This window comes from Alteromonas sp. ABH4_457 (genome assembly GCF_056160625.1).
Genome location: NZ_JBSWXN010000002.1, coordinates 15,268 through 27,633 on the forward strand (window position 1 = coordinate 15,268; position 12,366 = coordinate 27,633).

A 12,366-nucleotide genomic window follows, 5' to 3' on the forward strand; every position below is an offset into this window, starting at 1 on the left:
GGGCTCAGCGGCCCGGTTAATGAAGCGCAGCACAACGCTGCGCTTTTTTATACCTGTTACACAGCGAACAACTGAGAAAGCGATTTAAACGCCTTGAACTCCAGCGCATTGCCTGCAGGATCATGAAAAAACATGGTCGCCTGTTCGCCGGGTTCCCCTTTAAAGCGCACGTAAGGCTCTATAACAAACGACAAATCTGCCGCTTTTAACCGTTCAGCCAGTTTGTGCCAGTCTGCCATATCCAGCACCACACCGAAATGCGGCACCGGAACAGCGTGACTGTCTACTTCATTGTGCTGTGGTGCAGAGGGCATGGCATCAACGCAATGAGTTACCAGTTGATGGCCATAGAAGTTCCAGTCAATCCAGCGGGTGTCGCTGCGCCCGCGTTCGCAGCCCAGTAAGTCTCCGTAAAACGCAGCAGCAGCGGCTAAATCGTCAACGGGAATTGCAAGATGAAACGGTTGAGGCATGTGCTCTCCTTTATAATAATTTTTTCAACAGCCATAATTTAAATCGGGAATACGGGGCGTAGCGTACAGGCACATCAAACTTCGAGGCTCTTACCATCACAGATTTGAGATGACTGAACGTATCAAAGCCATATTGTCCGTGATAGCGCCCCATGCCACTGCCGCCGACCCCGCCAAAAGGCAGGTTGGCATTGGTCATAAACATCATCGTGTCGTTCACACACACGCTGCCTGCACTGGTTTGCGTAAGTACTTTGTCACGAAAGCCGTGATCTTCACTGAAAAGATACAGCGCCAGAGGTTTTGCCCGCCCGCGGATAAAGCCAATGCTGTCTTCTATGTTCTCCAGTTCGATGACCGGCAACACCGGGCCGAAGATTTCTTCCTGCATCAGCGTGCTGTCTGCCGGAGGATTTAACACCACAGCCGGGGCCAGCTTGCGTTTCCCGTCGTCCCGTTCGCCACCAATACGGCATTGCAGATCCGCAATGAGCTGACACAGTCTTTCGTAATGACGGGTATTGACGATATGCCCGTAATCTTTGCTTTGCAAAGGTTCAGGCCCGTACTGCTTAGTGATTTCCCGTTCAAGGGCGGCTAGAAACGCTTCAGCAAACCCTTTCTCAATCAGGATATAGTCCGGGGCGATGCAGGTCTGGCCGCAGTTCATCCACTTACCCCACACTATCCGCCTGGCGGTGACGTCCAGTCTGCAACTGGCGTCAACAATACAGGGGCTCTTCCCGCCAAGCTCCAGGGTAACCGGCGTAAGGTGTTTCGCTGCTGCAGACATTACAATTTTGCCCACCGCTTCGCCACCGGTATAAAAGATGTGGTCGAAAGGCAGGGTTAATAAAGCCTGTGTCTCCTCTTTAGCCCCTTCAACAATCGCCACCGCGTCTTCTTCCAGATACTGAGGCAGCAAGCTGGCCATTAATGCTGATGATGCCGGGGCCAGTTCTGACGGTTTAACAATGGCACAATTACCCGCTGCCAGTGCCGCAATCAGCGGCGCTAAAAGCAATTGCACAGGATAATTCCACGCCCCGATGATCAGCACAACACCCAACGGCTCCGGTTGCAGATAACTGCGGGCCGGCTGGGCCGCCAGGGGCGTAGATACGTGACGTAAATCTGCCCAGCTGTCGATATGTTTGAGTGTGTGCTTGAGGTCAGAGAGTAAAAAGCCGGTTTCCGAAGTACGGGCTTCTGTTTCACATTTGCCTAAATCCTGATTCAGGGCGCGGTGAATGTCTTGCTCATGGGTAACGAGCATGGTCTTAAGGGCCAGCAACTGCTGTTTGCGCCAGCTGATATCACGGGTTTTGTTGGTGAAAAAGGTGCTTCGCAGCGCAGCGAACGTTGCAGCGTAATCCCCCGCCTCCTTAGAGGGCGCATTACCGGTATCAGTTACAACTTGCATTGATTCACTCCCCTGTTCAGCATTCAGTGGTTTACTTTACCGACAAAAAAGCCTGCTCGGAAGCAGGCTTTTCAGGTATTTATCTTTTCGCTTACGCGTCGTAAGGATGACGTAAAACGATAGTTTCGTTACGGTCAGGCCCCGTTGATACGATATCAACAGGCACGCCGGTAATGGCTTCAAGGCGTGCGATATAATTGCGCGCTTCCTGAGGTAACTTATCGAAATCAGTAACGCCGAAAGTTGTCTCTTTCCAGCCCGGCATTTCTTCGTAAACCGGAGTAACCAGGTCGTAGCCATCAGCAGCCATAGGCGGAACGTCTTTCACGTTACCGTCTGCGTCTTTATAACCTACACAGATTTGCAGAGTTTCCAGACCATCCAGTACGTCCAGCTTGGTTAAGCAGAAACCGGTGATTGAGTTAATTTGCACAGCGCGTTTCATCGCAACGGCATCGAACCAGCCGGTACGACGCTTACGGCCAGTGGTCGCACCGAACTCATGACCTTTTACGCCCAGATGCTCACCAACATCGCAAGCCAGTTCTGTAGGGAAAGGACCGGAACCAACACGGGTTGTGTACGCTTTAACAATACCTAATACATAATCCAGGTTCAGCGGGCCAAAACCGGCACCGGTAGCAACGCCGCCTACTGTGGTATTAGATGACGTAACGTAAGGGTATGTACCGTGGTCAATATCCAGCAGTGTACCTTGCGCACCTTCAAACATAATTGGCAAACCCGCTTTGTGGGCTTTGTCCAGTTCGTCGGTTACGTCAACAACCATGGCTTTCAGGATATCTGCCACAGCCAGCGCCTGCTTGAGGGTTTCATCGAAATCCACTGCCGGCTCTTTGTAGTATTGCGTCAACGTGAAATTATGTACGTCCAGTACTTCTTTCAGTTTTGCCGCGAAATCTTCAGGGTTGAACAGATCGCCAACGCGCAGACCACGACGTGACACTTTATCTTCGTAAGCCGGACCGATGCCACGACCGGTTGTACCGATTGCTTTGCTGCCACGGGCCTTTTCGCGGGCCACGTCCAGTGCAATGTGATAAGGCAGGATAAGCGGGCAGGCTTCACTAATTTTTAAACGTTCCCGCACAGGCACACCACGTTCTTCCAACATGGTAATTTCTTTCATCAGTGCTTCCGGGCTTAACACCACGCCGTTACCAATGATGCAGGTAACGTTGTCACGCAGAATACCGGACGGGATTAAGTGGAGGACGGTTTTCTCACCGTCGATTACCAGTGTGTGACCGGCATTGTGACCGCCCTGATAGCGAACCACGTATTTTGCGCGATCTGTTAACAGGTCTACGACCTTACCTTTACCCTCGTCACCCCATTGAGTGCCGAGTACCACAACGTTCTTTGCCATGAATCTAGTGTGTAAAAAAATTAGGCGGGGATTCTACCAAAGATTGCGACCTTTGATCATCTGTTTTATGCGCAAAAATAAGACAGACATGGTCTGAGCCATATTATTTTTTTATAAATTAACGATTGTTCAACGGGATAGATACACCAGGCTGACGACGCCAATCACCACCAGCACTCCTCCGACTTGTCTTAGACTATTGCTCGATTGCTGGCTCACAGAAAGCAGGTATAATCGCCAACGGTCAGGCATGATTAACGGTCCCAGCCCTTCAACAATGCAAACAATAGCCAGTGCCGGCCATAACCAGTCCATGCATTTCTCCTCATTAAGTTTGTTTTGGTTGCTGATGCACAACCCTGATGACGCCTGATCTTTTGACCGGAGACAACGTTAACACATTTGACCAGTTATATTTTGTCACAAAACCTCAAAATATCTGCTATATCAATACTGTAGTTATGCATTAAAGGATAACCAATGAGATTTCCTCTTCAGGGACACTATGCACTCGACGTTTCGGGCAACCTGCTTGAAGTGTTTGCAACGGGTGCCTGGAATAAAGCCACAGCAGAGGCCATGACAGAGGATATTCACCGGATGGCGCAAGGGTTTAACAATGAACCCTGGGGAGCCATAATGGACGGTCGCCGCTGGGTATTGTCTACGCCTGAATGTCAGAATGTACTGGCAAGGGGAATAAAGAAGAACATCACCATGGGTCTGACGCGATCTGCCTATGTGCTTGATGCGGGCATGGTGAAGCGTGCTCAAATTGAACGAACCCATCCACACCTGCGGGAAGACATTCGCGGAACAAATTACGAACGGGCTTACTTTTCCAGCTACTTCGAAGCGCTGTGCTGGCTTGCTGAAGGCGGTTTTACACCCTACCCGCAGCAAACCCCACAAGACAACGATTAATAGAGCAGACTGTAAACCTTACGGCGGTACTCAGACTTCAGGCTGTCACCATCCGGCAATGCATTAATCATATCCAGCATCAACTTTTTCGCTTCGCCGAAATTCAAATCTGTCTTTAACACAGTAAACAACAATGCCAGTGCTTCGGCAGATTTATGGGCCTGCTGTAACTGCACCGCTAATTCCACTTTCAATTGCAGATTATCGGGTTCAGCTTCTACCTGTGCGGTTAACTGCTGAATTTCCGGAGACTCAGCAGCCTGTTCTGCCAGTTCAACTTTACCGGTCAGCGTTTGATAGCGACTATCCTGATCGACCAGAGTAATCGTTGCCAGCAGCGCCTTTGCAGCATCCACCGAACCGGTTTCCACCAGGCAATCGATGTACATATAACGGGCGTTAATATTCCCTTCGTTCATTTCAAAGGCTTGTTTGGCAAACGGGAATGCCGTTGCATAATCACCTTCGTAAATGGCCTCACCGGCTTTCGCCAGTAATTCATCTTCCGGGTTTGGCAGGTACTTACTCAGGAACTCGCGGATCTGGTCCTCGCCCTGAACGCCGGCAAAGCCGTCCACCGGCTGGCCGTCTTTCACTACCATGACCGTGGGCAGACTGCGAATACCGAACTGCGCCGCGACTTCCTGCTGCTGGTCACAATCGACGCGTGCAAGAATTAAATTATCACCGTATTCAGACGCGATCTTTGCCAGTATGGGAGAAACACTTTTCGACTCCTCGCTCCATTCTGCCCAAAAATCCACAAGTACCACTTTTTCCCGTGAATCCATCAGAATGACCTGCTGAAAATTCTCCGGAGTGATATCAACGGTATTGTTCGCAACTAAATTATCCATGCGTATTTGCCTGTTCTGAATATTTGCTCAATGATATGGGTGCGTTAGCTGCAAAAGCAAGACTGACAACCATACAGTTCAGCGTTACACTGACTGCCACGACTTTTTAAGGAACGATTTATTCTTACTATGCTCCCCCAATTGAAAATTCTGATCATTGAAGACTCAGCAGAGCTGCTGGAGCAGCTTTCCACCAGCATCCGTTCCACCACCGAGCTGTTCGACAGGCCAGACATTGAGATCACGGTCGTTGAAGCCAGCTCTGTCGCCACAGCCCTGGACTCTGTTCACAACGACGGAGAAATTCAGGCCGTGGTATTCAGTTGGGACACCGAAGTCAGGCAATTTGAAATCGGTGGCGAAGGCAAAGGCAAAGTAGACAACAATGCGGTGGTCATCAAGGCCATCAAAGCCATCCGCCCGGAATTACCGGTTTATGTACTGGGAGATGCCATTAAGGGGCTGGATATTGTTAACCAGGCCAGCGGCATGGAGTCGTTTTTCTACCGCAACGATATTATCTCCGATCCGGAATCGATCCTCGGCTACATCATTAACGACTTTGACGACCGCAATGAAACGCCATTCTGGACTGCCTACAAAGAGTATGTACTGGAAGCCAACGACTCCTGGCATACGCCGGGTCACAGTGGCGGTGCCAGCTTCCGTAACTCGCCTTATATCAGTGATTTTTACCGTTTCTTCGGCCGCAATGTGTTTGTCAGCGACCTGTCGGTAAGCGTTGACTCGCTGGGTTCTTTATCTGACGGTACCCATGCCATTGGCCGTGCCCAGTCTGCACTGGCAAATACCTTTGAAGTCCGCCAGTCGTATTTCGTGACTAACGGCTCATCGACGTCCAACAAAATTATTCTGCAAACCCTGCTGCGTGAAGGCGATAAAGTGATCGCCGACCGTAACTGTCACAAATCCGTGCACTACGGTATTGTGCAGGCACGCGCTATGCCGGTGTATCTGGACAGCGTTTTTAACCCTGATTACGGCATTTTCTCACCGCCGAAACTGTCACAACTGAAAGAAGTGATTGAAGCCAACCAGGATGCAAAACTCATTGTGCTGACGGGTTGTACCTACGACGGACTGCTGACCGACCTGAAACAGGTTGTAGACCTGGGCCACCAGTACGGTATCAAAGTATTCATCGACGAAGCCTGGTTTGCGTATTCCTTATTCCACCCGCATTTCAGACCCTATTCAGCCATTCACGCCGGTGCAGACTACGTGACGCACTCGGCGCATAAAGTGGTATCAGCATTCTCTCAGGCGTCGTTCATTCACGTGAATGACCCGGATTTCGATATCGACTTCTTCAAAGAGATTTACAGCATACATACCAGCACCTCACCCAAGTATCAGTTGATTGCATCGCTGGACGTGTGCCGTCAGCAACTGGAGATGGAAGGCTACAAAATACTGAATGAGTTGCTCAGCAACGTGGCGGAACTTAAGGAGCAGGTATCGCGCTTCAGCCGCATCCGTATTCTGGAATCAAAAGATTTTGCACAGGCCTTTGACCATTTTGAAGAAGACAATATGGGTCATGATCCCCTGAAAATTCTTATCGACGTTTCAGCCTTGTCTTATTCGAACCATGAAATTCACCGCTTCCTGATGGATGAAGTGGGTCTGGAAATCGAGAAGTTCACACACAGCACGATCCTGGTTCTGCTTACCCTTGGCGGCATGCGCTCGAAGATTGTGCGCCTGTACAATGCGCTGAAGAAACTGGATGAAGGCAGTGTCAGCCTGAACCGCAGTAAGAGCCGTGCGGTGATGCCGGCGAAGATCCCGCCGATTAATCTTGTGACCTTGCCTTCAACGGCGTTTTTCAGCAAACGTGAGTCGGTTCCCTGGCAGGAAAGTGCCGGCCGTATTGCAGCGGGACTGGTAACGCCCTATCCGCCGGGCATTCCTTTGATCGTGCCCGGACAATTAATCGAGCAGGAACATATTGATTATCTGCGTTCACTGGCCAATCAGAAGCTCACCATCCAGGGCTTATACGACGGTGAATTATACGTGCAGGGCGAATAGCGCTGCAGACAAAAAAGCTCACCGTCCGGTGAGCTTTTCGCTTTATAGAGTAGAGCCGGCAACAGCAGTCAGCCAGTTTACCTTGGTGATACCTTTAGCAACTTGCCTTCCGGCGTGTCGGTCAGCAAATATAAATAGCCATCAGGCCCTTCAATCACATCACGGATACGTTCGTTTCTGTCACGGAGATATTCTGTCTGCTCGCCGGGTTTTCCCCCTTCCATGTCAATGTGGCGAAGGTGCGTAAACTTGAGTGACCCCACCAGCAAATCACCTTTCCACTCAGGGAATTTGTCACCGTTGTAGAACACCATGCCGGACGGCGCGATAGACGGATCCCAGTAAACAACGGGCTGCTCCAAGCCTTCCATTTCTGTTTTGTCAGAAATAATGTCACCACTGTAATCAATACCGTAAGTGATCAGCGGCCAGCCGTAGTTGTTACCTTTGCCGAGCAAATTCACTTCATCACCGCCTTTCGGACCGTGCTCCATTGCCCAGACCTCACCGGTTTGCGGATGAACTGTCAGGCCCTGCACATTACGGTGACCGTAACTGTACACCTGCGGCGCGTCACCTTTGATGAACGGATTATCTTCCGGTACAGAACCGTCAGGCCAGATCCGCACCACCGTACCCAGATGATTACCGGTGTTCTGCGCCTCTTTCATGTACTTGTAGCGATCGCCCAGAGTGACGAACAAATGCCCCTCATTATCAAACGCTACCCGGCAGCCGAAGTGAAAACCGTTATCCACCAGCGGTGAGGCTGAAAAGATGGTTTCGACATCAGTCAGGCTGTCTCCGGCGATTTTAGCTTTGCTGACACTGCTGCTACTGCCACCTTCACCCGGTTTGCTGTAACAAAAGTAAATGGTCTGGTTGTCTGCAAAGTCAGGATCGGCGGTGATACCCAGTAATCCGCCCTGATTCACAGCAGCCACTTCCGGTACATTCTTCAGCGGGGCACTCAGGCCGGCAGTCTTGTCAAAAATACGGATGTTCCCTGCCCGTTCGGTGATCACCATTTTACCGTCAGGCAAAAAAGCCATTCCCCAGGGGTGAGAGAGGCCGGTAGTCAGTTCTTCTACATTCAGTTCTGTCGCCTGAGCAGAAAAAGCTGTGCCCAGCACAGCGGCCAGGCACAGCGATTTAGTCCATGATGTCGTCATGTTATTTTTATACCTTATTGAGGCAGCATCGCCCGTAACATCCATGCGGTTTTCTCATGTACACGCATGCGGTCTGAAACGAGGGCAGCTGAAGATTCGTCATCGGCATCCTGTGCCAGCTTCAGCACACTGCGGGATGTTTTCACAACGGCCTCATGACCGTGTGTTAACAAGCGTACCATCTCAGACGCTTCCGGCACACCCTCAACTTCTTCAATAGAAGATAGCTCAACGAATGACTTATAGGTACCCGGCGCAGCAACACCTAACGTTCTGATGCGCTCGGCAATATCATCCACAGCAGTTGCCAGCTCGGTGTAATGCTCCTCGAACATCAGATGCAGTTCGCGGAATTGTGGTCCGGTGACGTTCCAGTGGAAATTATGCGTTTGCAGGTACAAGGTATAAGAGTCTGCCAGCAATCTTTTCAGCCCTTCGGCAATCTCGAAACGATCGTTTTCTGAAATACCAATATCAATCTTGCTCATCGTACACTCCTTAGTGGAATAAATTGTTTTTGAATCGTCATGATTCAATAATAGCAATCGATAAAAATAAATAAAATCTATTTTTTAGATTAGTCAGTTCAATTGTTTCTATGCGTTTTTCACGGTCAGTGATCATTACCATGATGATGGTGATGCATTGTTTCCGATGCATTGACGACCGGCACTGTCACCTTCTGTTCAGACCCGTCGCTAAAATATAAGGTCATGGGAAAAGCTGAACCGGCTTCCAGTCCTGAGACTAATCCGGTCAGCATAAAGTGCGTACCGCCGGATTGCATAGCCACAGACTCTCCGGGTGCGACGGTGACCCCGTCTTGCAACTGACGCATTTTCATCATCCCGTCCTGCATGACAGTTGAATGTATTTGCACCTGTGCGGCCAGATCTTCACTGACACTGGCGCGGACAAGGGTAACCGGCTGATCTGAGTGATTCGTGATTGTGGTGTAGACAGCGGCTGTTTCAGCCATCGGAAAGGTTGCTCTTGCCTGCGTGTTTGTCAGTTCAAACTGTGATGCCGCAGACGCTGCAGAAGTTAACAACAATGCCAGTAAACAGACTGACAGTCTGAAAAGCACAGACACGTTTTCGCTCCGGTGAAAGACGTTGGTTTAACACCATCTTAGGAGAGATAACCTGATTTAGGAAGTGTGCAGTTTGATTTACTGCAAGAAAACGAAGAATTTTCAGCGGATGCAGAGAGAATGGTGCCGACTGCCGGAATCGAACTGGCGACCTACTGATTACAAGTCAGTTGCTCTACCAACTGAGCTAAGTCGGCACACTCTCTAAAGCTTGCTGCGAACAGCGGATGCGTATTCTAGCGACAGAATTTTTTCTGTCAAGACTCTATCTGCTTAAGTTTACGCGCTTCTTTTCCCAGTTTAGGAAAATACTCTGAAGGTACATACTGGCCAAGCTCTTCAAGCTTACTTCCCAGTTCAGCATAGGATGCTGCCGTCACGTTAATATGGCCCATTTTGCGCTTTTCACGGACGGTTTTACCGTACCAGTGCAAATGACAGCCGGCTATCTTCAACAGATCACGGGAAAAGCTGCTGCAACCAATAATGTTAACCATGGCGCTGGGGCCGCGGGCTTCTGTATCCCCTAACGGTAAACCGGTGACTGCGCGCAGATGATTTTCAAACTGACTGGTGTCGCTGCCGCTCATCGACCAGTGGCCGGAGTTATGTACCCGCGGCGCCAGCTCATTGACCAGCAATTCATCTTTGCACTGGAACATTTCCACCGCCAGCACGCCCACATAGTTCATGCCTTCAGCCAGCACGCGGAAAATTTCTTCAGCTTTTTTCTGCAACGCTTCAGAGACGAACGGAGCCGGTGCCACAGACACATGCAGCTGCCCCTGGTGGTGCAGGTTCTCAGCCAGCGGGTACACCTTGATGTCACCGTCTTTATCCCGCACGCCAACCAGCGACAATTCGCGATCAAAGTTCACCATGGCTTCAACCACCAGTGGCACTTTTTTAAGATCCAGATTGCTCAGCGCCTGTTTGATTTCGGGAAGCTGCTCTTCGCTCATTAAACGCCACTGGCCATAACCATCGTAACCGTCACGGCTGGCTTTGATGATCAGCTTATCGCCCAGTGCCGATACGCAATCTTCCAGCTCGTCGATATACGTGACTACCTGATGGGCTGCATTGGGTACATTGAGCGCATCAAGGAGACGCTTTTCTCTGACACGATCTGCACCGACCAGGATGGCATTCATGGACGGATAGAGTTTTTCTGTTTTGCTGGCCTGCTCAAGCAGCCTTTCCGGCACGTGCTCAAATTCAACTGTCAGGGCATCTGAAGACTCTATGGCCTGCGCCAGACTGATATCCAGCGGACGCTTGCTGACAGGGTGTACAACCGTGTCATTACTGACTTCAACAGCCTGCACTTCAATACCCAGCGGACAGCCCGCAAGATACATCATTTGCGCAAGTTGACCTGCGCCGTACACCAATACTCTCATTCATCAAGCTCCAGATTACCGTTGCTCAGTACTGTATCTGTTTGTGTTTTTCTGAATGCAATGACCGCGTCCCGTACCGCTTCGTCCTGCAACGCCACAACCTGAGCAGCAAGCAAACCGGCGTTAGCGGCACCGGCATCACCAATGGCCAGTGTGCCTACAGCAACACCTTTAGGCATTTGTACGATGGATAGCAAAGAATCAATACCGTTCAGCGCTTTTGATTTCACGGGGCAGCCAAAAACAGGCAGATGGGTATGGGCAGCAATCATGCCGGGCAAATGCGCGGCTCCGCCGGCGCCGGCAATAATACAGCTGAAACCTTCGTCATGTGCAGTTTCGGCAAATTCCACCAGCAGATTAGGTGTACGGTGGGCAGAGACCACCTTTGCTTCAAATTCCACTCCGAACGATTTAAGCATCTTCGCCGCGTTTTGCATTGTCGGCCAATCAGACGTAGACCCCATGACAATAGCAACTTTAGCCATCGTGTGACTCCCCATGGTTTGAGACGTTGGTAAGACCCGCTGTTTGATGTGAAATTAATCAGGCGGATCAGAAAGCACGCGATTTTAGCATAAAATCTGATAATACCCACATTACCTGCGATGATAAGACTGTAATAAATAGATCCTTCGTTATATTTTATTACTATCAATAGTGAATTATTTATATTTGCATGAACCAGGGAGTCTTTATGCAATCTTTGACATTTCGTCTTCTGGAGGTCTTCCAGAGCATTGTCGATCACGGTTCTATCACTGCGGCATCCTCGGCGCTTTCTCTTTCTCAGCCCACCGTTTCGTTACAGCTTAAAAAGTTGTCCGGTATTGTAGGCATGCCGTTATTCGAACAGACATACGGCCAGTTGAAAATGACGGAAGCCGGAGAAGCCGTTTATCAGTGTGCACAGGAAGTGCTGGGCTCTCAGTCCAGACTGGAAAGTCAGATCCATGCGTTGAAAGGGGTGGAAATCGGTACCCTGAAGCTGGCAGTCGTAACGACAGCTAAATATGTGGTTCCGCCCATTTTAAGCCCGTTCTGCCGGCAACATCCTAATATTGAAGTGCGTTTCACGGTGGGCAACCGCGCGGATATTATCGAGCGCATGCGTCACAACCGGGATGACGTGTACATTTTCAGTCAGCCGCCCCAGGACGACAATCTGATCTGTACGCCATTTTTACAAAACAAGCTGGTTGTTATCGCGCCGCCTGACTATGACGGCCCGGATAACTGTGATCTAAAAGACCTCATTAATCATAAATTCTTACTACGGGAATACGGCAGCGGTACGCGTCGCGCGATTCAGGATTACACTGACAACAAAGGGTTGGTGTTCCGGAATTCCATGATTATTGAAAGTAACGAAGCGATTCGTCTTGCGGTCACATCGGGGCTGGGTCTGGCGATTCTCTCCGAACACACTCTGGCGCACACGCCGCCGGACAGTGTGAGGGTCCTCAACATCAATGATTTCCCGCTAGTAAACCACTGGCAGGCTGTAACCGTAAAACACCGTCAGATAAGCCTGGCAGCTCAGGCATTTCAGAAGGCTTTATTAAACGTGGAGTAA

General features: G+C 50.1%; 13 protein-coding genes and 1 tRNA gene. 3 read left to right on the top strand and 11 right to left on the bottom strand.

What is annotated here, in order from left to right; translation table 11 throughout:
• Positions 1–56: 56 nt before the first annotated feature.
• The 4 genes from ACXAGR_RS03275 to ACXAGR_RS03290 form a co-directional block, all read right to left on the bottom strand.
• Positions 57–473, bottom strand: coding sequence for a VOC family protein (locus tag ACXAGR_RS03275; RefSeq protein WP_474848147.1), 417 nt, complete (start codon positions 471–473; stop codon positions 57–59).
• Positions 474–483: 10 nt separating this feature from the next.
• Complete coding sequence (locus ACXAGR_RS03280; RefSeq protein ID WP_474848149.1) at positions 484–1,896, bottom strand: aldehyde dehydrogenase family protein; 1,413 nt, start codon at positions 1,894–1,896, stop codon at positions 484–486.
• A 91-nt stretch (positions 1,897–1,987) separates the two neighbouring features.
• Complete coding sequence (locus ACXAGR_RS03285) at positions 1,988–3,286, bottom strand: adenylosuccinate synthase (RefSeq protein WP_119502677.1); 1,299 nt, start codon at positions 3,284–3,286, stop codon at positions 1,988–1,990.
• 129 nt (positions 3,287–3,415) lie between these two features.
• Positions 3,416–3,601, bottom strand: coding sequence for a DUF2065 domain-containing protein (locus ACXAGR_RS03290; protein WP_119502678.1), 186 nt, complete (start codon positions 3,599–3,601; stop codon positions 3,416–3,418).
• Between the two features lie 165 nt (positions 3,602–3,766).
• Here ACXAGR_RS03290 and ACXAGR_RS03295 point away from each other — a divergent pair, with 165 nt between their 5' ends.
• Positions 3,767–4,210, top strand: a complete 444-nt coding sequence (locus tag ACXAGR_RS03295; RefSeq protein WP_474848151.1) for a hypothetical protein — start codon at positions 3,767–3,769, stop codon at positions 4,208–4,210.
• Here ACXAGR_RS03295 and ACXAGR_RS03300 read toward each other — a convergent pair.
• Positions 4,207–5,067 (bottom strand): thioredoxin family protein, encoded by an 861-nt coding sequence (locus ACXAGR_RS03300; RefSeq protein WP_119502680.1) that lies wholly within the window; start codon positions 5,065–5,067, stop codon positions 4,207–4,209. The genes ACXAGR_RS03295 and ACXAGR_RS03300 overlap by 4 nt on opposite strands.
• Before the next feature lie 129 nt (positions 5,068–5,196).
• On the opposite strand from ACXAGR_RS03300, the gene ACXAGR_RS03305 reads away from it, so the two are divergent.
• Positions 5,197–7,122 (top strand): aminotransferase class V-fold PLP-dependent enzyme, encoded by a 1,926-nt coding sequence (locus tag ACXAGR_RS03305; RefSeq protein ID WP_119502681.1) that lies wholly within the window; start codon positions 5,197–5,199, stop codon positions 7,120–7,122.
• A 77-nt stretch (positions 7,123–7,199) separates the two neighbouring features.
• Here the strand turns inward: ACXAGR_RS03305 and ACXAGR_RS03310 are convergent, their stop codons facing one another.
• The 6 genes from ACXAGR_RS03310 to purE form a co-directional block, all read right to left on the bottom strand.
• The gene (locus ACXAGR_RS03310; protein ID WP_474841364.1) at positions 7,200–8,294 is read right to left on the bottom strand and encodes a PQQ-dependent sugar dehydrogenase; all 1,095 of its coding nucleotides are present in this window, start codon (positions 8,292–8,294) and stop codon (positions 7,200–7,202) included.
• 14 nt (positions 8,295–8,308) lie between these two features.
• Entirely contained in the window at positions 8,309–8,782 is a 474-nt protein-coding gene (locus tag ACXAGR_RS03315) for a Dps family protein (protein WP_119502683.1), read from the bottom strand.
• Between the two features lie 125 nt (positions 8,783–8,907).
• Complete coding sequence (locus ACXAGR_RS03320) at positions 8,908–9,387, bottom strand: copper chaperone PCu(A)C (RefSeq protein WP_474841366.1); 480 nt, start codon at positions 9,385–9,387, stop codon at positions 8,908–8,910.
• 121 nt (positions 9,388–9,508) lie between these two features.
• Positions 9,509–9,584, bottom strand: a tRNA-Thr gene (locus tag ACXAGR_RS03325).
• Between the two features lie 60 nt (positions 9,585–9,644).
• Positions 9,645–10,790 (bottom strand): 5-(carboxyamino)imidazole ribonucleotide synthase, encoded by a 1,146-nt coding sequence (locus tag ACXAGR_RS03330; RefSeq protein ID WP_474841368.1) that lies wholly within the window; start codon positions 10,788–10,790, stop codon positions 9,645–9,647.
• On the bottom strand, positions 10,787–11,278 hold the full coding sequence (gene purE, locus ACXAGR_RS03335; protein ID WP_119502685.1) for a 5-(carboxyamino)imidazole ribonucleotide mutase: 492 nt from the start codon (positions 11,276–11,278) through the stop codon (positions 10,787–10,789). The genes ACXAGR_RS03330 and purE overlap by 4 nt, the downstream gene beginning before the upstream one ends.
• 209 nt (positions 11,279–11,487) lie before the next feature.
• On the opposite strand from purE, the gene ACXAGR_RS03340 reads away from it, so the two are divergent.
• Positions 11,488–12,366: a LysR family transcriptional regulator gene (locus ACXAGR_RS03340; RefSeq protein WP_474841371.1), complete on the top strand. Its 879-nt coding sequence runs from the start codon at positions 11,488–11,490 to the stop codon at positions 12,364–12,366.

Bases quoted from the DNA above. Each gene is read 5' to 3' on its own strand.
- ACXAGR_RS03300 (WP_119502680.1), bottom strand. From the start codon at position 5,067: ATGGATAATTTAGTTGCGAACAATACCGTTGATATCACTCCGGAGAAT.
- ACXAGR_RS03275 (WP_474848147.1), bottom strand. From the start codon at position 473: ATGCCTCAACCGTTTCATCTTGCAATTCCCGTTGACGATTTAGCCGCT.
- ACXAGR_RS03285 (WP_119502677.1), bottom strand. From the start codon at position 3,286: ATGGCAAAGAACGTTGTGGTACTCGGCACTCAATGGGGTGACGAGGGT.
- ACXAGR_RS03295 (WP_474848151.1), top strand. From the start codon at position 3,767: ATGAGATTTCCTCTTCAGGGACACTATGCACTCGACGTTTCGGGCAAC.
- ACXAGR_RS03340 (WP_474841371.1), top strand. From the start codon at position 11,488: ATGCAATCTTTGACATTTCGTCTTCTGGAGGTCTTCCAGAGCATTGTC.
- ACXAGR_RS03310 (WP_474841364.1), bottom strand. From the start codon at position 8,294: ATGACGACATCATGGACTAAATCGCTGTGCCTGGCCGCTGTGCTGGGC.
- ACXAGR_RS03280 (WP_474848149.1), bottom strand. From the start codon at position 1,896: ATGCAAGTTGTAACTGATACCGGTAATGCGCCCTCTAAGGAGGCGGGG.
- purE (WP_119502685.1), bottom strand. From the start codon at position 11,278: ATGGCTAAAGTTGCTATTGTCATGGGGTCTACGTCTGATTGGCCGACA.
- ACXAGR_RS03305 (WP_119502681.1), top strand. From the start codon at position 5,197: ATGCTCCCCCAATTGAAAATTCTGATCATTGAAGACTCAGCAGAGCTG.
- ACXAGR_RS03290 (WP_119502678.1), bottom strand. From the start codon at position 3,601: ATGGACTGGTTATGGCCGGCACTGGCTATTGTTTGCATTGTTGAAGGG.
- ACXAGR_RS03330 (WP_474841368.1), bottom strand. From the start codon at position 10,790: ATGAGAGTATTGGTGTACGGCGCAGGTCAACTTGCGCAAATGATGTAT.
- ACXAGR_RS03315 (WP_119502683.1), bottom strand. From the start codon at position 8,782: ATGAGCAAGATTGATATTGGTATTTCAGAAAACGATCGTTTCGAGATT.